Below are 22918 nucleotides of genomic sequence, written 5' to 3' on the forward strand. Positions count from 1 at the left end.
GGCCGGGTGTACACGTGTACACCGAACAGAATACGCAGATAATAAACAATACCGGGCAGCTAGACCTGTTCCCGCCTAATCATTTACACTAATCCGTCAAGCTATATTAGGCACGGACACATTGTCCATGGTACTTTGTAAATGGTATATGGTAAATCTCCCCCGGCCCTGGAAGGGACGGCGCCGAATTAGCGGGGTCAATTCCGAGGGGACCGAGGAATGGGCCTCGCGGTCATTGGGCGTGATTTCCCATACCTCCCACATCAAAGGTTAAACAACCACGGAGGCCGCAGAGAATCACAGAAAGTTACGGTTGTTCCCTCCATGATTCTCCGTGTACCTCTGTGCCTCGGTGGTTCAAACCAATCGGGCCGGGAGGCCCTCCACCCTTTACCGTCTTGTACGCAAACACTCGGCCCAAAGGGCCTCGACCTGCCATTCCTACTCCAGCTTCAGCAGCTCAGTCTCCGAGTACTCCACCCCGCGGATCTTCGCGAAATCCCGCACCAGTTCCTTCAGTTTCTCGGGGTGGGTGGCGGCCAGGTTGTTTTGCTGGCCGATGTCTTCGGTGAGGTTGTAGAGCTGGTAGTCGGGGGCGTTGCCGAGTTCGATGTTGACCTGCCGCTGGACGGGCGGGCCGCTGTAGGGCGGGATCATGAGCCATTCGCCGCTGCGCAGGGCGGTGCGGGAGGTGGCTTCCAGCACGAGTTGCTCGCGGCCGCGGTCGCTCTCTCCCAGGAAGGTGGGGAGGAGGTCCTGTCCGTCTACCGAAGGGGTGGCCGCGCCGACGAGGGACGCCAGGGAGGGCAGCAGGTCGAGCTGGCTGACCAGGGCGTCGGATACTCCCGGCTCGATGCGGCCGGGCCAGTAGGTGATGAAGGGCACCCGCGTTCCCGCCTCGTAAAGGCTGTACTTGCCGCCGCGCAGGGGGCCGGCCGGCTGGTGGTCGCCCACGAGTTCCACGGCCTGGTCGTAGTAGCCGTCGTTGAGTACGGGGCCGTTGTCAGAGCTCAGGACGATGAGGGTGTTTTCCAGCAGGCCCTCTTCCTTCAGGGTCTTCACGAATTCCCCGATGGCCCAGTCGGCCTCCACGATGGCGTCGCCGCGGGGACCCATGCCCGATTTGCCCACGAAGCGGGGATGGGGGGTGCGCGGCACGTGGGGCTGCTGCAGGGCGTAGTAGAGGAAGAAGGGCTCGTCGTCGCGTTCACGCACGTAGGCCTGGGCTTCGGCGAGGAAGTGGTCGGCCATGTCCACGTCGCTCCACCGGGCGGCTGCTCCGCCCTTCATGAAGCCGATGCGGGGGATGCCGTTCACGATGCTGTTGTTGTGGCCGTGGTGCCACTTCATGGTGGTGAGCTCGGGGTTGTCCTTGCCGGTAGGTTCGCCGGGGAAGTTCTCCGAGTAGCTCACTTCGATGGGGTCGTTGGGGTCCAGCCCCACCACGTGGCCGTTCTCGAGGTAGACGGTGGGTACCCGGTCCTGGGTGGCGGCGAGGATGTAGCTGTGGTCGAAGCCCACTTCATTGGGGCCGGGGCTCACCGGGCCGTTCCAGTCCACGTTGCCGCGGCCGAGTCCGAGGTGCCACTTGCCCACCACGGCGGTGTGGTAGCCGCGCTGCCGGAGCATGCGGGGCACCGTCATCCGCGCGGTATCGATGATGAGGGGGGCGGTGCCGGGCAGGATCTTCGCGTCCTGGTTGCGCCAGGGGTAGACGCCCGTGAGCAGGGCGTAGCGGCTGGGCGTGCAGGTGGCCGAGGAGGCGTAACCGTTGGTGAACCGGCGTCCGCCTTCGGCCAGGGCGTCCATGTTCGGGGTGGCCAGGGCGGTAGCTCCGTAGGCGCCCACGTCGCCGTAGCCGAGGTCATCCAGGTAGATGAAGACGATGTTCGGCCGGTCAGCGGCGGCGTTCGGGGTGTCGGGGTCGGTTTCGGGGGCGGGGCCGCAGGAGCCGAGGAACAGGGCGAGGAGCCCGGCGAGGAGGAGCACAGATCGTTTCATTTTGCCAATTTAGAAAGTCTGTCCCTATATGGCACGCCGCGGACCCCGGTGCGCCCTACGTCCCCCGCCGCCGGACGAAGAAGGCCACGATCGCCGCGGTGAGCAGCCCGAGCACCAGGCTGCCGATGAAGGCCTGGAAGACGTAGCTGCTGAGGTTGAAGTTAGCCTCCGCCTCGGCCTGGGTGAGATACCCCTGCTCCACCGAGTAGCGGATCACGTTGGTGAAGTAGTCCGGCGTGACGATGGTGTGGGTGATGAGCTGGGCCAGGGGGCTGAGCACGGCCACCATGACCGTCATGACCACCCCCGCGGTGAAGCCCTGGCGGTAGCTCATCTCCCCGCCGTAGTAGTGCTCCCGCTTGTCGCGCAGCGCCAGTACGTAAACGATGGCGGCCGGAATGGCCACCAGGTTGGTGTAGGTGGGGTGGTAGGCCAGGTAGACGTCGTGGAGGCCCGCCAGCCGCTCCAGGAACAGCCAGCCTAGCATCATGAGGGTGAAGATGACGGCCCACTTGAGTTCGATGCGGTAACGGTTCATGGTCGGGGAGTGCGTAAAGAGGGTGTAGGGTTAAGGTAAGGGGCACGCGGGACAAGGAAGGCTACCCAGTACGCTTTCAAAGGCGTACTTTAGAATCCGCAATCTTGAAACCGATTGCAAAGCCGCTATGTACTTACCCCTGACGTCCCGATCGATTCCGCTGATTATCCTGCTGAGCTTGCTAGGGGGTGCAATGGCTGCCCAGTCCGTGCCGCTGGTGTACCCCCGGGAACATACGGGGGCGGACTGCCCTGAACCGCCGCTGCCCGGGCTAGAGGAGTTGCCGGTGGTGGCTACCCTGCCGGACCCCTTCGCTGCTTCCGACGGCAGCGGGCGAGATACCACCCTGATCGGCTGGCGGTGCCGGCGGGCGGAAATTTTGGCCGAGATCCAGCATTACGAGGTAGGCCGCAAGCCCCCGCGCCCGGATACCCTGACCGCCCGTTTCGATGGCGACAGCCTCTACGTAGCGGTGACGCGGAACGGATATACCCTGCAGCTTTCCGCCGCTGTGGCGCTGCCCGCGGGTGCCGGGCCTTTCCCCGCGGTGATCGGCATAGGGCCGGGTGCGGGTAGCCTACCCCCGGAGCTGTTCGCGGAGCGCGGGATAGCACAGATCGCCTTCAACTTCAGCCAGGTTATGGCCAACACCCAGACGCGCGGGGCTGAGCCCATCAACCACCTCTACCCCGAGCAGACCGACATGGGCGCCTACGCGGCCTGGCCCTGGGGGGTGAGCCGCCTCATCGACGGCCTCGAGCTGACGCAGGACGTGCTGCCCATCGACCTCAGCCGCCTCGGCGTCACTGGTTGCTCCTTCGCGGGGAAGATGGCGCTGTTCGCCGGGGCCTTTGACGAGCGCATTGCCCTGACCATCGCCCAGGAACCCGGGGGCGGGGGCGGAGCCGCCTGGCGGGTATCGGAAACCCTCGGCGAGGTGGAAACCCTGGGCCGCACCAGCCACGCCTGGTTCAAGGAAAGCATGTTCCAGTTTGCCAACGCGGTGGACCGCCTGCCCTTTGACCACCACGAGCTGATGGCCCTCATTGCGCCCCGCGCCTTCCTGTTTTTGGGAAACACGGATTATGAGTGGCTGGCCGACGAGTCGGGCTACGTCTCCGCCCGCGCCGCCCACGAAGTGTGGAAGGCGTTGGGGGTGGCCGATCGCTTCGGCTTCTCCATCAACGGAGGCCACGGCCATTGCCAGTTGCCCGCTGAGCAGTGGCCCGAGGTGGGGGCCTTCATCGATAAATTCCTCCTCGGCGATCAGGCGGCAGATACCGAGGTGATGATTCACCCCTTCAAAACGGTAGATTATGCACGCTGGATGGAGTGGTAACTGGTCGGACCATTTACCGGTCGGACCACGTAATGGTCCCACCCGTTTTCGGCGGACCACCTTTCTCCCGGTCCTGCTCTGTCTATTGGTTTCCGGAGGGCTCGGTGCCCAGGCCGGGTCAATCGAATGGCGCGACGCCCTGCGCCAACCCGCGGAGTGGTACGCCGGCCCCGAGGCCGCCCGCATCGCCGATAACCTCCTGGTCTACCAGCACCCCATCGGCGGCTGGCCCAAAAACCTGGATATGGCCGCTGCCCTGGACCAGGAGGCGAAGGAGCGCATCCGCCGGCAGCAGGCTACTCGGGACCACGACCTCGGCCGGCCAACCATTGATAATGGCGCCACCTACACCCAGTTGCGCTACCTGGCCAGGGTGTACGCCGCCGGGGGAGGGGAGCGCTACCGGGAAGCCTTCAACAAGGGCATCGACTACCTGCTGGAAGCCCAGTACCCGAACGGTGGCTGGCCGCAGTACTACCCGCTGCGCAAAGGCTATTACTCCCACATCACCTTCAACGACGGCGCCATGATCGGGGCCCTCGAGCTGCTGCGGGAGGTAGCCACGGGAACCTACCCCTTCGTGGACCGCCGGAGGGTGAGGGCCGCCCGCGCGGCGGTGGAGAAAGGGGTAGAGCTGATTCTGGCCACCCAGATCGAAGTTGATGGCCAGCTAACCGCCTGGTGCGCCCAGTACGACCCGCAAACCCTGGAACCCACTACGGCCCGGGCCTACGAGCTGGTCTCCCTGAGCGGGGCGGAAAGCGTGGGCATCGTTAATTTTCTGATGGGAATACCGGAACCCACGGTCGCCATCACCCGGGCGGTCGAGGGAGCGGTAGACTGGTTCGAAAGGGTACAGCTGTCGGAACTGCGCCTCATCCGGCAAGAGAACCCCGCCCTGCCCAAGGGCTACGACCTGATCGTGGGCTTCGACCCCGAACACGCCACCCCCCTGTGGGCCCGCTTCTACGAGATCGGTACGAACTACCCGATGTTCGTGGGGCGCGACGGGGTGGTGCGCTACGCCCTCTCCGAGATCGAGTACGAACGGCGGGTGGGCTACCGCTGGCTCAACGACTGGGCTACGGAGCTGCTGGAAAAGGACTATCCCGCCTGGCGGAAAGCGTGGAATTAGGCACCTGCCCTCCGGGGCCTCCCTGAAATACCAGAAAAAAAATTGACCGCGAGCGTAACAACCAGGCAGGCCAGCGCATGATGCAGTAGCCCCGGCGACCGATTGGCACGGGGTGATTCGACCGCTTCTTCACTCACTCCTGGCGTATGGGCAAGTACGGCAATTTGCACCTCTGGATGATCCTCCCTTTCCTGGTGATGCAATTGGGCATCTACGAGGACTACTGGGGAGACTTTACCGACAACGCCTGGTCGGTGCACGTGCACTACTGGACCGGGACGGTCTGGTACCTCTACCTGATCGTCCAGCCCTACTACGCCACCCACGGGCAGCTCGTGCGCCACCGGACCAACGGCATCATCGGTATGTTCCTGGCGGGGGGCGTATGCCTCACGGCACTGAGCATGATGCACCGGGACGTCAACAACGCCCATCTGGCGGCGGAAATGGCCGACCGCTTCGGCCCCTTCGAGCCCTGGTTCTTCTACGGGGTGGCGGCCGTGGAGATCCCCATGATGGCCGCCTTCGGGGTTGCGGTGATCATGAGTATCGTGCAGCGCAAGCAACTGGAAAACCACGCCTGGTGGCTTATCACCACCGTCTTCATCATCATGATGCCGGCCCTGGCGCGGGGGATCCAGAACCTGTACGTGGATTACTACCGGGATAACTGGCCGGACATCGACATCATGGCCCCGATCTACTTTTCCCAGTTCCTCATCGTGCTGATGGTACTGGCTGCGGCGCGCTACTACCGCAAACTGAATCACCCGGCCACCTTCGTGGCCATTGCCGTGAATCTCTACGCTTGCCTGATCAAGCCCCTCGGGCAATCGCCGGCGGTGCAGGCCTTCTTCGAGGGGGTGGTGAAGGGATAGTTGGGGCGGAGCTCGTCCGACCAGCCAATACCGGACGAATGGTTAAATTACAAATCCACCCAACCTCCCGCTTATGCAAGGCCTGATGATGCAATACCCCCTCACCACCAATACCATCCTGGAGTACGGCAACCGGGTCTTTCACCACAAGCGGATCATCACCCACCTGCCCGACGGTACCCGGCGGGTCTGCACCTTCGGCGACCTCTACCGCCGGTGCAAACAGCTGGCCAATGCCCTGCGGCACACCCTCGGCGTCCAACCCGGGGATGTGGTGGGCACCTTCGCCTGGAACCACGGCCCCCACGTGGAGCTCTACTACGGCATTTCAGGCATCGGAGCGGTCTGCCACACGATCAACGTGCGGCTGTCGCCCCAGCAGATCGAGTACAGCATCAACCACTCCGAGGACAAGGTGATCTTCGTCGACGCCACCCTCGTTCCCCTGCTGGAGAAGATTGCCCCCCTGGCCGAGACGGTCCGCCACTACGTGATCCTGAACGCCCCGGCCGACTTCACCACCACCTTGGAGCCTATCCTCCACTACGAAGAACTGCTGGCCGAGCAGCCCGACGAGTTCGAGTGGCCGGAACTCGACGAAAACACCGCCTGCGGCATGTGCTACACCAGCGGCACCACCGGACTGCCCAAGGGGGTACTGTACTCCCACCGGTCCACCTACCTCCACGCCATGGCCATCATGTCGCCGAACGCCGGCAACCTGAGCAGTCGGGATACGGCCCTGCTCATCGTGCCCCAGTTCCACGTCATGGCCTGGGGCTACCCCTACGTATGCCTCCTGGCCGGGGCCAATATGGTCCTGCCGTCTTCCAACCTCCAGCCCGCCGCCCTCATCCGCATCCTGCAGGAGGAGCAGGTGACCCGGGCCAACGGGGTGCCCACGATCTGGCTGGGCATCTACGAAGAGCTGAAAAATAACCCACCCGCCGAACCCCTGGCGCTGGAGGAGTACGTGGTGGGCGGTTCGGCCCTGCCGGCCAGCCTGATCGAGGCCTTCGAGCGCGACTTCGGCATTCGGGGCGTCCACGCTTGGGGCATGACGGAAACCTCCCCCCTGGGTACCCTGAGCCGGCTGCAGCCCCGCCACGAATCCCTTCCGCCCAAGGACCAGCTGGCCGTCCGCGCCAAACAGGGGATCCCCTTCCCGGGGGTGGAGATCCGCATCGTATCCGACGAAGGGACGGTGTTGCCGTGGGACGGTAAGACGATGGGGGAACTTCAGGTGCGGGGTGCCTGGACGATCAGCGCCTACTTCAAGACGGCGAACCAGGAAAGCTTCACCGACGACGGATGGTTCCGCACCGGCGACGTGAGCACCATCGATGAAGCCGGTTATATGGAGATCAAGGACCGCACCAAGGACCTCATCAAGAGCGGCGGGGAGTGGATCTCGAGCGTCGCCCTGGAAAGCGCCCTGATGGCCCACCCCCGGGTGAAGGAGGCGGCCGTCATCGCCATCCCCGACCAGAAGTGGATCGAGCGCCCCCTGGCCGCCGTCGTCTTTCACGACCGGCGGCAAGCGGCCACCAAGGAGGAGCTCATGGATTTCCTGGCCCGCGACTTCGTCAGCTACCAGATTCCCCACGACTACGTCTTCCTGGATGAGGTGCCCAAGACCAGCGTCGGAAAGTTCAACAAGAAGGAACTGCGCCGGCGCTACGCCGAGGAGGAGCTGATCTGACCTACCCCCCGAAAACCGAAAAGCGGTGCCGAATTGCTTCGACACCGCTTTCCGGTTTCAGGGATCAGCCGGTTTACCGCCGGATGAATGATTGGGTAGTGCTGCGGTCGCCTTCCACCACGCGCACCTGGTACATGCCGCTGGGCAGGGATCCGATGGTGAGTTTGGTGGAGATTTGCTCGCTTTCCTTTTCCAGTACCTGCTCCTGTATGCGGCGGCCGTGGAGGTCGTAGACGATCAGGTCTACCGGACCGGTGTAGTCGCTGTTGATGGACAGGGTAACCTGCTCCACGGCGGGGTTCGGGTAGGCCGATACGCTGGGCGCGGCCACCGGGGAGGTGAAGGAAGCCGGGGTGGTCGACATCGACATCTGGTTGATATCCATGCTTTCGCTCGTCGTGCCGCAGCCGCCAACGTTGGGGCCGAGTCCGGCGGGGGCGGTCACCCCGGAAGTCAGGACCACCTTGTCGATTTTGGTGCCGGGCTCGCGGTTGGCGATCCGGATGGTGTGGTATCCGATACCGAGGTCGATGGCTGCGGCATTGCCGTCGTGATTCACCTGCCGCCATTCGAAGCCGGAGGTCAGCAGCTGGTCGCCGTTGGTTTCCCGCCAGAACTTCATCCAGGGGCGGTTGTCCACCTTCACCCACACGCTGTTGCGGCCAGGATCCGGAGCATCGAGGCGGATGTAGAGGTGGTGAAGTCCTGGCTTGGTAGCGACTACTTCGTACTGCAGTTCCTGGCCGACCACGTCGGAAGCGGGCTCATCCAGCTGCCGCTCCCCGGCGAAGACCATATAGGTTCCTTCGGAGGCGTCGGCGGAGGACCGCTCCTGCCAGCCGTTGTTCACCAGGGCGCATTCGGCTTCGGAGGCGCCGGCGGGGTTGGCCGCCTCACAGTTCGAGGCGTCAGAGCCAAAGCCGGTGGGGAGACTGCCGCGCTGGGTGAGGTAAATCTTGTCGAGTTGGGCACCCGCTTCGCGGAAGGCGAAGTCGATAGTGTTCACCCCTTCGGCGAGGGTCAGGCCAGTGGGCATTTTATTCCAGCTGAAGCCACTGCTCTGGGCGATGCCGCTGCTCCACTTGTACCAGCCGCCGTTGTTTACGCGGACCCAGTAGGAGTCGGCCGTGTTGGTCGGGGCGTTGATGCGGGCAAAGAGTTGGTAAGTGCCGGCGGCGGCGGAGGCCAGGGTAAAGCGGACGCGGTTCTCGGCGCGGTCCTCGGGGGCGGCCGTCATGGCGCTGCCGCGGGGAGTCACTACGTACTTCTGTCCGGAGGCGAGGAGGGCTGTCTCGGTGGTCCAGTTGCTGCCGACTACGGCGCACTCGGCTTCCAGCCAGAAGTCACCGGCCAGGGCGGGCGGGGCTTCGTTCACCTGGATGGTCACCACGTCGCGGTCTTCCAGTCCGCCGTCGTCGGTTACCGTCAGGGTGACGGAGTAGGTACCCGTGGTCAGCAGGGCGGTGGGGCGCACGCCTTCGGCCGAGCCGCCGTTCCACTTCCACTGGTAGGAAACGATGCGGCCGTCCAGGTCGGCGGAATTGCTGCCGTCAAGGGTTACGGCCAGCGGGGTGGCTCCGTAGGGCTGGTCCACGGTGGCCACCGCTACGGGGGGCTCATTGGGGGCGTTGCAGCTGTAGTCGATGCCGCCCAGGCCCGAGGGGCGCTCACCGGTGGCCGAGAGGAAGAGTTTGTCGATCCGGGTACCGGCTTCGCGGAAGGCGATGTCGATGGTGTTGGTACCGGCGACCAGGTTTACCGCTTCCAGCATTTCGTTCCACTGGAAGCCGGCGCTGCGGGTCAGGCCCGATTTCCAGGCGTACCAGGCACCGCCGTTCACCCGCAGGTAGTAGGAGTCGCTGAAGCCACTCGGGGCGTCCACGCGGGCAAAGAGGCGGAAGGGCCCTTCCTGGGCGTCGCGGATGGTGAAGGTGAGGAGGTTTTCGGGCGCGGCCGCGGGTGCCGCCTGAGTGGCATTGCGCGGGGAAGCCGCATAAGCCTCACCGGAGGCTGCGCTGCTGGTGTGGGTAGCCCAGTTTTCGCCGACGCGGGCACACTCGGCTTCCAGCCAGAAGGTAGCATAGGTGGGGGGCGCAAAGGCCGTAACGTAGACGCGGTCGGTGGAGCGGGCACCGGTATCATCGGTCACCTGCAGGATAACCTCGTGGACGCCTTTGGGGAAAACCACCCGGGGGCGGGGGCCGGTAGCCGAGCCACCTTCCCACGACCAGCGGTAGTTGAGCACCTGTCCGTCGGCGTCCTTGGAGGTGGTGGCGTCGAACTGGACGGTCAGCGGACCGGTGCCGGTGAGGCGGTCGGCGCGGATCAGGGCGGTAGGGATGAGGTTGCGGTCGGGGTCGGCGGCACAGTCTTCGATCTGGACGACTTCCACCACGGCCCGGTTGGGACAGGCGGCGGTGCCGGAGGCCAGTACGTAGAGGCCGGGAGCGGTTACCCGGGGTTCGCTGGCCGAGGAGGAGAATCCGTTCGGCCCCGTCCAGCGGTAGGCATCGCTGGCCGAATAGCCGCGCAGGGTGACGGTGTCACCGGCGCAGTGGAGGATCTTGCCCAGCCGGTCGGTATTGGCGTCGACGCGGCAATCCGGCAGGTTGGTGCCAACCGCCAGGGGGAAGGAGACGCTTGCCTGGAAACCCAGGGCGTCGAGGGCCGTCACCCGCAGCTGGTACAGCTCACCCACGGCCGCGGCGGGCGCCTGGATGGTAAAGGTGGCTTCGGCGGGGGAGAACTTTACCCAGTCCGGTAGCCGACTGCCGTCGGCCAGGGTGGCGGCAAATCCCAACCCTTCACCGGTGAAGGAGCCGTTTACGACGTAGGTCCATTCTGTATCGGCGGTCACCGTCAGGGCCGGAATCGACCGGACGGCGGGTCCCTCAAAGTACGACGCGGCCCCGGCGGGACCGACGCTGCAAAGGAGACAGAAAGCCAAGAGGCTGGGTAAGGGTAAAGCGGTAGCTATTACGCCCTTGAGCGTTGGAATAATTTTCATGAGAGAGAGATAAAATCAGAGAGAGAATCAGGTGCAAATACCAATCACGCTTTAAACGAACGTGAACAACACAGAGAGAATCAAATAAGTCACCCTCAAACGGTCTACCCCCACCGACTAATTTTGCAGGTTGGGTGTTTTAACTCCGGATGTTCGTTGAGCGGAGTTAAAAAGACCTTGATTTCCTAGTAAACGTCAGGTAGCCGACATATTATTTTTGACTTGCTATAAAGAAAGTGGCCATTTGTCGGGCCACCACCAGTTCTCATACGGTAGGGAAGGTGAGTGCCGCTATCAGCGGACGGGGCTGAGGAGGAAGCTGTAGGTATAGTCGCCCGCCGGCAGGGTGTACTGGGCGTGGGGGCGGGCCCCCCAGCTGTCGTCGCCGCCGACGCCCGATTGTTTGTAGTCCACGTTTACGGTCACCAGCGGGCGCACGGGAATGTCGTAGGTGTGGCGCTGCACCTTTTCCGGGCCCTCGTCGTAGTCGCTGTTCAGCTGGTGGTGGGCGTTGAAGCCGAGGAGGGCCGATTCTGCCCGCACCGCGATGCCCCGTCCATTCCCGTCGAGGAACTGCACCTCCCGCACCCCGGTGCGGTAGCCGTTCTCCTGGGGGCGGGTATAGGCGTAGCCAAGGTCACCCACGCTACTGGAATAGCGGCCCACCAAGGCGGCGGTGTTGCGGTCCTGGTAGTTCTCCACGGGGCCCCGTCCGTAGTAGGTCACGGCGTCGTAGGCCGGTTGCAGGGCGAAGGTGTTGCCGAGGCGGGGGATGGCCGCCAGTTCCTTGTTGACGCCTCTTAATTGGTTGCTTACCCGCAGTTCGCCCCGGGCGTTGAAGGTGTAGCTGACCTTTACCGTGCCACCGGTACCCGGCAGGTCGTATTCGGCCGTGAGGCACTGCAGCCCGTTCTCGGCCGGATCCACCGTGAAGGATTTCAGTACGGGTTCCTGGCTGGCCTTTTTCCAGACCTTTGCTTCGCGGGGCATGCCGTAGCCGTAATCGTTGTCGGTGGGTGCCCGCCAGAAGTTGGGCTTGAGGGGGCTCACCAGCAAGTTGCCCGCGCCGTAGTCGAGGCGGTAGAGCAGGCCGGTTTCCTTGTCGAAGGCCGCGGTGAAGTCTTCTCCACTCAGGGTAACGGTTTCCGGCCCTTCCTCCACCTCGGGCGAGTTACCGGGGGTGGCCGTCAGCCGGGCGAAATGGGGTTTTGAGAGGGGAAACTCTGCCCTGGCAACCACGTGGCCCGACGCCAGCAGGGGCTCGGCTTCCTTCAGGCGGGCCTGTACGCGCAGGTAGTATTCCTGGCCGGTTTCCCGGGCGGGCAGTTCGAGGGCAAGCGTGGTGTCCCGTCGCGCGGCCAGGGCGGTGGGGGGCAGGTCGCCGGAGGCCACCTCTTCACCGTCGGCCAGGAGGCTCCACGAGAGGGCGAACCGGTCCAGGCTGATGAAGTCGTAGCCGTTATAGAGGGTCAACCGGCCGGCCACCGGGTCGTAGTCGGGGAACTTGATGTACTGGTACACCTGCTTCACCTCGTGGAGGGCGGGGTGGGGGGAGCGGTCGGGGCTCACCAGGCCATTGAGGTTGAAGTTGCGGTCGTTCTGGAGGTACTGTCCGCCCAGGTCGCCGCCGTAGGCGTAGTAGGTGACGCCGTCGGGGGTGGTGGCGTCGAGGCCCTGGTCGACCCAGTCCCAGATGAATCCGCCCTGCAGCACGTCGTAGCGCTCGATGACGTCCCAGTAGTCCTGCAGGTTGCCGACACTGTTGCCCATGGCGTGGGCGTATTCACACAGGATCAGCGGGCGTTGGGGATCGTCCTCGGCGTAGGCGATGAGGTCCGGGATGCGGGCGTACATCGGGGCCTGGATGTCGGTGTTCTCGTACTGGGTGGCGCCTTCGTACTGCACGGGGCGGGTGGGGTCCACCTTTTTGAGCCACTGGTAGGTGACGTAGAAGTTCTCCCCGTTGCCGGCCTCGTTGCCGAGCGACCAGGTGACGATGCTGGGGAAGTTCTTGTCGCGCTCGTACATCCTTACCGTGCGGTCCAGGTGGGCGGCCCGCCACTCGGGCAGGTAGGCGGGGTGGATGGCCTGCCGCTGGAAGTCATCGTCGAGGCCCTGGTTGGTGGTACCCATGCCGTGGGTCTCGATGTTGGCCTCGTCCACTACGTAGAAGCCGTACTCGTCACACATCCGGTAGAAGAACTCATTCTTCGGGTAGTGGCTGCACCGGATGGCGTTGATGTTGAATTCCTTCATCCGCTGCATGTCCTGGCGGGTGAGTTCCTCGGAGATCACGTGGCCCGTGGCCGGGTCGTGGTCGTGGAGGTTGACGCCCTTGAGGTAGACGGGCACTCCGTTGACCAGGAACTGGTTGTCGCGGATCTCGATGGTCCGGAAGCCCACGCGGGAGCTGGTGGACTCCACCGCCCGGCCCACGGAATCCCGCAGGGTAATGACCAGGGTATAGAGGTTGGGCGTCTCGGCGGTCCAGGGCCGGGCCGCGGGGACCGTCCCCGAGAACTCCACCGCCCCGCCGCCAACGGGCACCCGGAGCGGGCGGTTGAACTCCAGGACGGGCCGCTCGCCTTCCAGCAGGGTGGCTTCCACCCGGTAGGCGTCACTCACCGTGCCGGTGGTGTTGCGGTACTCCAGTTCAAGGTGGAAGTCGCCGTCGCGGTAGGCTATGGTGTCCAGGGAGGCCACCACGCGGAAGTCGCGCAGGGTCACCTTCGGCGTGGCGTAGAGATAAACGTCGCGGTCGATGCCGCTGAGCCGCCAGAAGTCCTGGTCCTCCAGGTAGCTGCCGTCCGACCAGCGGTACACCTCCACGGCCAGGGTGTTCTCCCCCGGGCGGAGGTAGTGGGTGATGCGGAATTCGGCCGGTGTCTTGCTGCCCTCGCTGTAGCCTACCCGCTCGCCGTTCACCCAGACGTAGAAGGCCGAGCTGACCCCACCGAAGTGGAGGTAGATCTCCTGCCCCGCCCAGTCGGCCGGCACGGTGAAGTTGCGACGGTAGCTGCCCACGGGGTTGTGGTCGTGGTCGATGAAGGGCGGATTGGCCGGGAAGGGGTAGGTGATGTTGGTGTAGATCGGCGTGCCGTGGCCCTCCAGTTCCCAATTGGCGGGCACGGGGATGTCAGCCCAGGCGGACACATCGAAATCCGGCTGGTAAAAGTACACCGGCCGGTCGGAGGGAGTGGGCACCCAGTTGAATTTCCAACTGCCGTTCAGGCTGCGGTAGAAGGGAGACTGTTCGTACGGCACCTGCGCCCGCGCCGCCTCGGGAGACGCGTAGCGGTAAAAGGCAGCGTGGGGGTACTCCCGGTTGATCTGGTAAACTTCGGGGTCCTCCCATTCGCGGAGGGTTTGGGCGGAGAGAACGATGGGAAGCAGGACAAGGCAAACAAGAACGGAGAAAACCAGGCGCATAGGGATCGAGGGGTTAAAGGAGCAACTTACGACTTAAGCCACAACCTTTTGCCGGGTTCTCCCCGGCGACCCGGCCATCGGTCAGCGGCCCGTCAACCCGGGGGCACCGTGCGCGAATTGCGGCTGCGGAAGGAGTAGCACGCAAAAACGGGAGACGCCAATCGGCATCTCCCGTTCCCCTTACCGGCCGCTGCCGGACCTAGCCGCCGATCATATCGCCACCCTGGGAGGTGTTGTTGGTGTTCTTGCGCTGGAAGAGGGAGGTGTCCATCTTGCCGAAGCGGTAGGCGAAGTTCAGGCGTACCGTCTGGGGGTTCATGAGCCGGGAGGTTTCCTGGCTGAAGAAGTCCGTCTGGGTAAAGGTCCCGAATTCCCGGCTGCCAAAGACGTCCTGCACGCTCAGGGTGAGGGAGGCGGCATTATCCCAGAAGCTCTTGCGCAGGGAGGCGTCGACGAACCAAACCGACTGGGTGTACCCCTGGGCGGTGTTCTGGGTGCCACCCCCGCCCCCGCGGAAGGCGTCGTTGTTGGTCGTAGGCGTGAAGGAGGCCTGGCTGCGGTACTCACCATTGAGCTGGAGGGCGAAGTTGTTCGGCAGCCTGATCTGGGCGGTTTCCTTCAGGAAGGCACTCATCCGGTTTACCTGCAGGCCGGCCTCCAGGTTGGAGGCGTTGACGTTGGACTGGTACACGTTCAGGTTGGAGGTCAGGTCGAGCCAGCCGAAGAGGTTGGTCTTCAGGGTGGCCTCGGCCCCGTAGGCGGTGGCCTGGTCGGTGTTGGCGTAGCTGGTTACGATGACCTCCTCGCCGAGGGTTTCGTTGAACTCGGTGAACTGGTAGCCGGCGATCAGGTCGGTGGCCTGCTTATAGTAGACGGACACGAGGAGGTTGTTGCCGCTGGGAAAGATGTTCTGGTACGAGAGCTCCAGGGAGGTGGTGAATTCCGGTAGCAGCTGGGGGTTGCCGCGGCGCAGGTTCAGCGAATCCGAGAAGTCGGTGAAGGGCATCGTCTGGAAGAAGTTCGGGCGGTTCACCCGGCGGGTGTAAGCGAGTTGCAACTGGTCGGTTTCGTTGAGCTTGCGGGTAATGAAGGCACTGGGGAAGAGGCTAAGGGGGTAGTCGATGGAGAAGGAGGAGTCGCGGTCGGCAAGCTCACCCCGGTAGAAGGAGCTCTCGGCGCGCAGCCCGGCCTGGAATCCCCAGGCGCCCACCTCGCGGCCGGCCTGCAGGTAGCCGGCGAAGACGTTGTCGTTGAAGGCGAAGTAGTCGGAGAGCTGCACCACCTGGGTCCAATCGTCCCCCTCGCCGGGGTTGACGAAGTTGGCCTGGTCGCTGACGTTGCCGCGCAGGGTGGCCTTGATGCCGCCTTCCAGCTTGGTCTTGGCGTCGAGGGGTGCCACGAAGTCGGACTGCAGCGTCAGGAAGCTGCCCGAGCCCGTGGACTCCTGCCGCTCCTGGCTCAGGGCGCCGCTGTCGTATTCGTTGCGGTAGAGGCTGTTGCCCGAGAAGCTCACCGCATTGTAGCTGAGGTCGGCGGTCCACTCGGCGCCCGGCTGGGGGAAGAGGTGCTTGAACTGCAGGGCGGCGCCGTAGTTGCTGAAGTTGCGGTCCTGGACGCTGAAGCGATCGTAGGAAGCATTCTCGGTTCCGGAAGCGTAGAGGTAATCGGTGGAGGTGGTGATGGTGCCCTTGGGGGCAAACTGACCATTCATATAGCTGCCGCTCAGGGTCAGGGTGTTGCGGTTGTCGAGGAAGTAGTCCAGCCCGGCCCGTACGTTGCCGAAGGTGCCCTGGTTGGTGGATTCCGACGTCTGGGAAATGAGGGTATTGGGGTCGCCGAAGTAGCTCTCGCGCAGGGTGGTGGACAGGGAGGTGCGGCGGTTGCTCATCAGCATGCCGGAAGCAAAGGCGTTCACCTTCTCGCCCCGGGCGTTGAGGTCGCCACCGAGGTTGTAGCCCCCCTGGGAGTCGCCGCCCACCCGCAGGTTGCCATTGTAGCCGACCTGCTGGTTCTTCTTCAACACGATGTTCACGATGCCCGCCGCGCCGCCGCCGGCGTCGAACTTGGCCGATGGGTTGGTGATCACCTCCACGCTTTCGATGGTATTGGCGGAGATCTGGTCGAGGGAGAGGGTAGTCGGCCGCCCGTCGATGAATACCTGGGGGGAGCCGTTGCGCAGGCTTACGTTGTCGTCGAGGTCGACCGACAGGGAGGGGACGTTCTTCAGGGCATCCACGGCGGTGCCACCGGCGGAGCTGAGGTCCTTGTCTACCCGGTAGCTCTTGCGGTCCAGGGACAGGGTGGACAGGGAGGCCTCCGCGGTAACGGTCACCTCGCTGAGGGTGCTGGCGGAGGTTTCCAGCGTCAGGTTGCCAAGGTCGCGGCTGGCGGCGCCACCGAAGTCAAAGGGCTGGCGCATCTCCGCGTAGCCGAGGAAGGAGATCACCAGTTCGTAGTTGCCCCTCACGGCCAGGTTCTCAATGTTGAAGTCGCCATTGTCCTCGGTAAATTGGCCGGCGAGGAGGGTGTCCTTCAGGGACTGGGTAGCGGGGTCCACCACCTGGCCGGCTACCTGGACGGTGGCGTAACCGACGGGGGCTCCGGCTTCATCCACTACCTTGCCGTACACCCGCCCCGTAGGTGCCGGGCGACCGGGAAACTGGGCGAACAGGGAGGTGGTGGTGGCCAGTAAAAGGGCAAGAAGGAGGAAGGGATGTCTCATGGCGGAGGGTTGAAAAGCGCCCGGCGGCAGTGCCGGAACTACTGATTGCAACACGAAGGTGGGGGGATATATGGCCCCCAAACCGGGTGTCTCGGTGAACCCGGGAAGTGTCTCGGTGAACGCCCCGGACCACCCCCGCCGGGGGGGCGGAAAAAGCCGACCTTTGGAGCGTCAGCTGTCCTTTATATGTCCACAACGCGCATTTCCCGGTCCGTTCTTACCCAGGCATCCGTGTGGGTGGGCCTCCTGCTCCTCTTCACCCTGTCGGGGGATACGACCCACCGTACGACGGCCGACTACTGGCTTATCGTGGTGCGCATTGGCGGCTTCGCGGCCTTCTTTAACCTGCTGTACTATCTGGTCCTCCCCCTTTACTTCGCCGGCCGGAAGCGGGCGTTCTACGGTTGGGTGGTGGTGGTCTTTCTGGGGTACGTGGCCTACTCCATCGGCACCGACTACTGGCTGCTCGACCTTGCTCACCGGGGCGCGGACGCGGGTGCCGGGGAAGCCCCCCCACGCCGGGAACGCCCGTGGACCTTCCTGCTGTTTGTGGCCACCTTCATCGGGCTGGCCATTTTCGGGGTGGCGGCCACCTTCCGGGGATTCGCCGCCTTCGAAAGCAAGCGCAAGGCCGAGGAGGAAGCCAACCGCCAGCGGCTGGAAGCCGAGATCGCCCTGCTGAAGTCCCAGATCAACCCCCATTTCCTGCTCAATACCATCAACAACCTTTACGCCCTGGCCCTTACCGCGCCGGACAAGACCCCCGATGCCCTGCTGAAGTTGTCGGAGATGGTGAGCTACATCCTCTACGAATGCGCCAGCCCGCGGGTGACGCTGGCGCGCGACCTCGACTTCATCGCCAGCTACGTCGACCTCCAGCGGCTGCGCCTCCCACCGAACGCCGAACTCCGCCTGGAACTGCCCGCCGCCACGCCCGAGCGGCTGCTCATCGAGCCCATGCTGCTGGTCCCCTTCGTCGAGAATGCCTTCAAGCACGGGCTGACCACCAGCCAACCCTGCACCATCAGCATCCGCATCCTGCTGGAAGGAAACGAGCTGCGGCTGCAAGTGAAAAACCTCCTGCTGCCGCCGAAACAACGGCAAAACGGACAGCCCTCCGGCATCGGCATGGCCAACACCCGGCAGCGGCTGCAGCACGCCTACCCGGACCGCCATACCCTGCACGTGGAGCAGCGGGACGGCCACCACCACGTAGAACTCCAACTCAACCTCGCCCCATGACCTTCATCGCCCTCGACGACGAGCCCCTGGCCCTGGTGCTGATCGAACGGCTGGCCCGTGAGGCCCCCGACTGGCAGTTGCTCCGGACCTTCACCGACGCGGCGGCCGCCGCGGAGTACCTGGGCCGCAACACGGTCGACCTGTTGATCACCGACATCAACATGCCCGACATCAGCGGACTGGAGTTCGTCCGCCAGCTCCCCGACGAGCGGCCCCTGGTCATCTTCCTGACCGCCTACAAGGACCACGCCCTGGAAGGGTTCGAACTGGACGTGGTGGACTACCTCGTCAAGCCCGTAGCCCCGGCCAGGTTCCAACGCGCCCTGGCCAAGGCCGGTGAGTGGCTCCGCCTGCGGGAACCGGCACCCGCGGGCCCCGCCCCGGAAGACCACTTTTTCGTCTTCTCCGAATACCAGGAGATCCGCATCACCACGGCCGACATCCGCTACATCGAGGGCATGGGCGACTACGTAAAGATCCACCTCGCAGGCAGCCCCCGCCCGGTGGTGACCCTGGGTCGCCTGAAGCACATGGCCGACCGGCTCCGCGACCATGGCTTTCAGCGCATCCACCGCTCCTACCTCATCAACCTCGCACGCGTGGACGCGAAGCAGAAGTCCCGGGTGCGCATCGGCGAAGACTGGCTGCCCGTGGGAGAGACCTACGCCGCTGCCCTGCACAAGGTATGGGAAGACTAACGCGCCCCGCCCCCCAACCGCTCATCCACCTCGGCGAAGCGTTCCGGGGTCGGTAACGGATCCACCCAGTTGCCGATCACCTTGCCGTTATCGTAGAGCAGGAGGGTCAGGCGGGCCTCCGAGTGGAGGCTAAGGGCGCTTACTTCCGAAGCCGTATCCTGCAGGTTCGGAACGAGGGTAAGGGCTACGTTGCTCAGGTTCAGGCAGGTGGCCATTTCTTCGAGGCGCCTGATGCGTTCGGCCCGGGGCAGCTTCGAGTCGTCTCCGTCTACGAGAAATACCCGCAGCGCGCCGGCCCCTTGTGCTGCTTGCCCTTCCAGAAAAGCGAGCCAGCGCTCGATGGCCGACCAGTCGGCTCCGGCCCCGGCGAAGAGGAGGGCACCCCGGTATTTGCCGTATTTGCAAACCGGGCAGACGCGGGTGCCGGCATCCGGCCCGTGGACGTGGTAAGGGGTGAAGGAGGTCAGGTCTTCCCCGATGGCCGGACCGGACCGCGGGCCCCTGGTGGCTTCGGCCGGATGCCCCGGGATGTTGAGACCCACGATGATGTTGTGTTCGGCGATCTGCCGGTCGCCTACCTCCTTGACCCTCAGCACCCCGCTGCCCCCGCGGTTTTCGGCTCCCCGGCGGCGGGCGGTGGTCAACAGGGAATCGTCGTCGAAGACGAAGGCGTCGAGGTAATAGGGCACCTCAATGCCGGGTTCCAGCAGGGCGGGATGAATATGGGCGGGATCGTCGCGGCCTGGGTAGGGGGCGGGACGGACGGTGTAAATCGCATAGCGGCCCTCCTTGTCCGATTTCACCCAGCCCCGCAGGGAACCGTGGCGCGCCACCCGGGGGTCGGATAGATCATGCGTGGGGTAGACGCCCGTAGCGTCCGTTTGGTAGTAGTAGAGGACGACGCCGGCAGCGGGGGTGACGCCGTCGGGCCGCAGCATCCTGCCCCGGATCACGAGCCGTTGCCCCCCGGAATGCCAGCCGGCCGTGGTGTCAGTGGCAGCAATCTCCGCGGGCATGCCGTAGTAAAAGAACTCACGGTTTTCAAAGGGGCCACCGACGGTTTCGGGGCCGGTCGCCTGGGCGGAACAGCGGTGGAGAGCGCCCGACAGCAACAGCAGCAGGGTACAGAAGGGAAAACGTAGCATAGCGGCTTTTTTTCCAAAATGGCGGGAAATTCACTGGCCTGCAGCTTGGGTTGGCTGACCCGTGTACCCCGTTTGCCCACCCGTGTCGGCCGTCACCGCGGCAAAGAAATCATCGCGGTAGTGCCGGCTCAGCCGCAGGGTCCGTCCACCCTCCAGGGCCAGGTCGTAGTCGCCGTTGCGGCGGGAAACGTAGGCGGATACGGCGGACAGCCGCACCACGGCGGACTTGTGGACGCGCAGAAAGCCGTGGGGAGCCAGCCGCTCGGTCAATTCGTTCAGGGAATCGCTGACGAGGTACTTCCGGTCGGCGGTATGCAGGGCCACGTAGGGCTTTTCCGCCACCGCGTAGCGCAGCTCGGCGATGGGCAGCAGGGTGGTTTGCCCGCCCGACTTCACGGTGAGGGTAGGCGGGGCCGCGGGGGCCAGGGAACCCTCAACAGGCCGCCGGGGGAGGGTAGCGCCACCCCAGAGGGCGAAAACCGACAGCAGACCGTAGCCCAGGAGGCAGCCGAAGAGGTTCTCGGAGACCAGGTAATTCAGGCTGCGGCCGTAGGGAAAGGTGGAGTCGAGCATCCAGGTTGACCAGCCGTACACCAGGGCCGGGAACAGCAGGAAGTGGACGAAGGCCGTGGACAGTACCCCCCCGGCGACGACCACTGGTATAGGATACCCGCGGAAAAATCCCCACCGACACAGCCACCGCAGCAGGGGGTAGAGGGGGAGCATCAACAGCCAGAAGGCCGCGAAAAGGCCGGATTCGGAAAGGTAAAAGGCCGAATCCCGCCGGCTGGCATCGAGAATGTCCTGAAAGACCACCAGCAGGAATACGCCGCCGGCCGCGACCAGCAACCAGCGCCACCTCAGCCGGGGCAGGGAAGTGGGCTGTGAAGTGGGCGGGGGCATGGCGGCAGCGTTCGGTCCTCCTGAAGTTACGACAATTGCCGCGGACGCGGGTGGGCCCTAGCGCCGGTACACCGGGTACGCCCGGCCGCCCACCACCAGGTAATAAAGGCCCCGGGGGAGGCCAGTTGCATACTGCTGTGAGAAGCAGCCGGTTACTGCCACGGCAGCAGGGGGTGCTATCTTTACCCCCCTAAATACCTCCTCTCCCGTGCGTACGATTGCTGTCTTTCTGTTGGTGCTACTGTTCCATGCCCTGCCGGGGCAGGCGGTGTATTCCGTGCGGGAAACCCTCCTCTTGCCGGACGGGGTAACCCTGGAGGGGGCGGCGGTGTATGCCCGATTGCCCTTGTCGGGCAGCGGGCAAGTGGTAAGCCACGTCCTGTTCTCCTCTTCCCCGGCTGACGGCTCCGGGAACAGTTACCGCTGGGACCTCGACCGCCTGCCGCAGACCGATAGCCTGCGGTTCAGCTACCGGGTTAGCCTGGCCCCGACCCCGGCGTGGAACCGCGACAGCCTGGACCAGCACCCCCGCCCCGCCTTCACCTGGCCCGACACCGACGATGGCCCCTACGTACTGCCCCCGCTGGTGCGGGAGGACGTGGGCAAGACGGAGTTCAGTACCCTTACGCCCGGGGATACCAGCCTGGCGGATGTGGATCGCCTCATCCGGCGACTGGACCGGCGGGTGCGGACGGTGAGGAGCGCGGAAGGTTTTGACTACTCCCAGCCCCTGCTGGAAGACCTCTTCCGGCGGCGCACCACGGCGCGCCGCAAGCATCTGTTACTTTCCCTGGGCCTGCAACACCTGGAACTACCCCACAGGGTGGTCGCCGGCAAGGTGCTGAGCTACGGGGAGGTGAGGGAAAATGAATTGTGGGTGGAGATCCCGGTAAACGGTCGCTGGTACCGGGTGTACTACGGCGACGGTATCGATCGCCGGGAGTGGGGGGAACCCGCCGAGCCCGACCGCTTCCTGGCCTGCTCCTACGACTGGCGCGACTTCACCCTGGAGGTGGTCAACGCCCCCGGCATGCCGCCGGTACCTACTACCCTGAGCGGGGAATATTCCAATGTGGTGGTGGATTTCTGGGTGGCCAAGGATGAGGCCCTGGCGCGGCAGCGGTACGCCCAGGCGCTCGTGTACCTGGACTCGGTGCTGACCTACCTGCCCCGGAGCGTGGTGGCGATCTCGGAAGTTGGCCTGGTGTATACCCAGGCGGGGCGGCCCGACGATGGGCTACCGTTTCTGCAGCAGGCCCTGCGGCTGGCGGCCACGCCGGCGGACCAGAGCCTGGCCATGGTGCAGATGGCGAAATACTTTTCCCTGCAGCGGCAGGCGGAGGAGTCGCTCCAGGCCCTCGCGCGGGCCTACCGGCTTACGCCGGTCGACCTGTCGGTGATCTACACCGACCCGCGCTTCCAGTACCTGGCCCGTCAGGGGAACCTGGAGCAACGCCTTTCCGCCTACGTGCGGAGGCTGGACTAGGAGAGCATGTCTACCTTGCCCGTGTGAAGGTTGTAGTAGGCGGGTACGATCTTCACCTTGCCGTCCTGTACGGCCTGGCGGATGATGCTGCTGCGGTCCTGCAGTTCTTGGGCGGTGAGGCGAGCATTCTCCTTCACGACTTCGTTCACGGACGCGCCCTGGGGGGAAGACTTGATGGCCGGCTTGATGTGGGCCGTGAGGTGGTTGAGGTTGTAGCCGTTGTCGCCTCCCTGGAGGGCGGCCGTGACGGCGCCGCAGCTCTCGTGGCCGAGGACTACGATGACCGGGCTACCGATGTGGGCCACCGCGTACTCGATGCTGGCGATGGAGGAGGTGTTGGCAATGTTGCCGGCTACCCGCACGACGAAAATCTCGCCGAGGCCGGTGTCGAAGGCCAGTTCGGGCACAACGCGGCTGTCGGCGCAGCTGAGCACGATGGCGTAGGGCTTCTGGCCGGAGGTGAGTTCTCCGCGGCGGGAAGAGTTCTGCAGTTTGCCGTCGAGCTTGTCGGCTACGAAGCGTTCGTTGCCTTCCTGGAGGCGGGATACTACCTGGTCAATGGTCATAGGGGTATGTCTTTAGTGCATGATGGTTACGCCCCTGGAAAGGGACACGGTGAATAATGTTTGCTGCAAAAAAAAGAACATTGGCGCTTTCCACCGGCCAAAACCGGGAATAATTTCCCTCGTGACC

15 protein-coding genes are annotated in these 22918 nt (G+C 64.4%); 7 read left to right on the forward strand and 8 right to left on the reverse strand.

The genetic code is table 11. The features are described 5' to 3' along the window. Positions 1–441 precede the first annotated feature (441 nt). Positions 442–2001 carry a sulfatase family protein gene (locus CGL56_RS17560; RefSeq protein ID WP_099107896.1) on the reverse strand — a complete coding sequence of 520 codons (1560 nt, stop codon included), beginning with the start codon at positions 1999–2001 and terminating at the stop codon, positions 442–444. Between the two features lie 55 nt (positions 2002–2056). Next, positions 2057–2539, reverse strand: coding sequence for a DUF4199 domain-containing protein (locus tag CGL56_RS17565; protein WP_099107897.1), 483 nt, complete (start codon positions 2537–2539; stop codon positions 2057–2059). Between the two features lie 193 nt (positions 2540–2732). Here CGL56_RS17565 and CGL56_RS17570 point away from each other — a divergent pair, with 193 nt between their 5' ends. The 4 genes from CGL56_RS17570 (at position 2733) to CGL56_RS17585 (ending at position 7593) form a co-directional block, all read left to right on the forward strand. Continuing rightward, positions 2733–3878, forward strand: a complete 1146-nt coding sequence (locus CGL56_RS17570; protein ID WP_209280313.1) for an alpha/beta hydrolase family protein — start codon at positions 2733–2735, stop codon at positions 3876–3878. Next, positions 3856–5013, forward strand: a complete 1158-nt coding sequence (gene pelA, locus CGL56_RS17575; RefSeq protein WP_099107899.1) for a pectate lyase — start codon at positions 3856–3858, stop codon at positions 5011–5013. The genes CGL56_RS17570 and pelA overlap by 23 nt, the downstream gene beginning before the upstream one ends. A gap of 176 nt (positions 5014–5189) precedes the next feature. Beyond that, entirely contained in the window at positions 5190–5891 is a 702-nt protein-coding gene (locus tag CGL56_RS17580) for a hypothetical protein (RefSeq protein ID WP_209280314.1), read from the forward strand. A gap of 73 nt (positions 5892–5964) precedes the next feature. Next, complete coding sequence (locus CGL56_RS17585; RefSeq protein ID WP_099107901.1) at positions 5965–7593, forward strand: long-chain fatty acid--CoA ligase; 1629 nt, start codon at positions 5965–5967, stop codon at positions 7591–7593. 73 nt (positions 7594–7666) lie between these two features. On the opposite strand, the gene CGL56_RS17590 is transcribed toward CGL56_RS17585, so the two are convergent. The 3 genes from CGL56_RS17590 to CGL56_RS17600 all read right to left on the reverse strand — a co-directional run bounded on the left by CGL56_RS17590 (position 7667) and on the right by CGL56_RS17600 (position 16751). Next, on the reverse strand, positions 7667–10540 hold the full coding sequence (locus CGL56_RS17590; protein WP_099107902.1) for a PKD domain-containing protein: 2874 nt from the start codon (positions 10538–10540) through the stop codon (positions 7667–7669). Between the two features lie 354 nt (positions 10541–10894). Then, complete coding sequence (locus tag CGL56_RS17595) at positions 10895–14029, reverse strand: glycoside hydrolase family 2 TIM barrel-domain containing protein (RefSeq protein WP_099107903.1); 3135 nt, start codon at positions 14027–14029, stop codon at positions 10895–10897. Between the two features lie 199 nt (positions 14030–14228). Next, on the reverse strand, positions 14229–16751 hold the full coding sequence (locus CGL56_RS17600) for an outer membrane beta-barrel family protein (RefSeq protein ID WP_099107904.1): 2523 nt from the start codon (positions 16749–16751) through the stop codon (positions 14229–14231). 186 nt (positions 16752–16937) lie between these two features. Between CGL56_RS17600 and CGL56_RS17605 the strand changes: the two genes are divergently transcribed. Next, on the forward strand, positions 16938–17993 hold the full coding sequence (locus CGL56_RS17605; RefSeq protein WP_099107905.1) for a sensor histidine kinase: 1056 nt from the start codon (positions 16938–16940) through the stop codon (positions 17991–17993). After that, positions 17990–18691 carry a LytR/AlgR family response regulator transcription factor gene (locus tag CGL56_RS18305; protein WP_167641582.1) on the forward strand — a complete coding sequence of 234 codons (702 nt, stop codon included), beginning with the start codon at positions 17990–17992 and terminating at the stop codon, positions 18689–18691. The genes CGL56_RS17605 and CGL56_RS18305 overlap by 4 nt, the downstream gene beginning before the upstream one ends. On the opposite strand, the gene CGL56_RS17620 is transcribed toward CGL56_RS18305, so the two are convergent. Further along, a complete protein-coding gene (locus CGL56_RS17620) occupies positions 18688–19836 on the reverse strand; it encodes a dioxygenase family protein (protein ID WP_099107906.1) in 1149 nt (382 codons plus the stop codon). The two genes, CGL56_RS18305 and CGL56_RS17620, sit on opposite strands and share 4 nt — an antisense overlap. Before the next feature lie 30 nt (positions 19837–19866). After that, a complete protein-coding gene (locus tag CGL56_RS17625) occupies positions 19867–20739 on the reverse strand; it encodes a LytR/AlgR family response regulator transcription factor (protein ID WP_099107907.1) in 873 nt (290 codons plus the stop codon). 208 nt (positions 20740–20947) lie between these two features. Here CGL56_RS17625 and CGL56_RS17630 point away from each other — a divergent pair, with 208 nt between their 5' ends. Beyond that, on the forward strand, positions 20948–22225 hold the full coding sequence (locus CGL56_RS17630) for a hypothetical protein (protein WP_143470786.1): 1278 nt from the start codon (positions 20948–20950) through the stop codon (positions 22223–22225). On the opposite strand, the gene CGL56_RS17635 is transcribed toward CGL56_RS17630, so the two are convergent. Further along, positions 22222–22791 (reverse strand): carbonic anhydrase, encoded by a 570-nt coding sequence (locus CGL56_RS17635; protein WP_099107909.1) that lies wholly within the window; start codon positions 22789–22791, stop codon positions 22222–22224. The genes CGL56_RS17630 and CGL56_RS17635 overlap by 4 nt on opposite strands. Positions 22792–22918: the final 127 nt, after the last annotated feature.

Source organism: Neolewinella marina, from assembly GCF_002631205.1.
GTDB lineage: Bacteria > Bacteroidota > Bacteroidia > Chitinophagales > Saprospiraceae > Neolewinella > Neolewinella marina.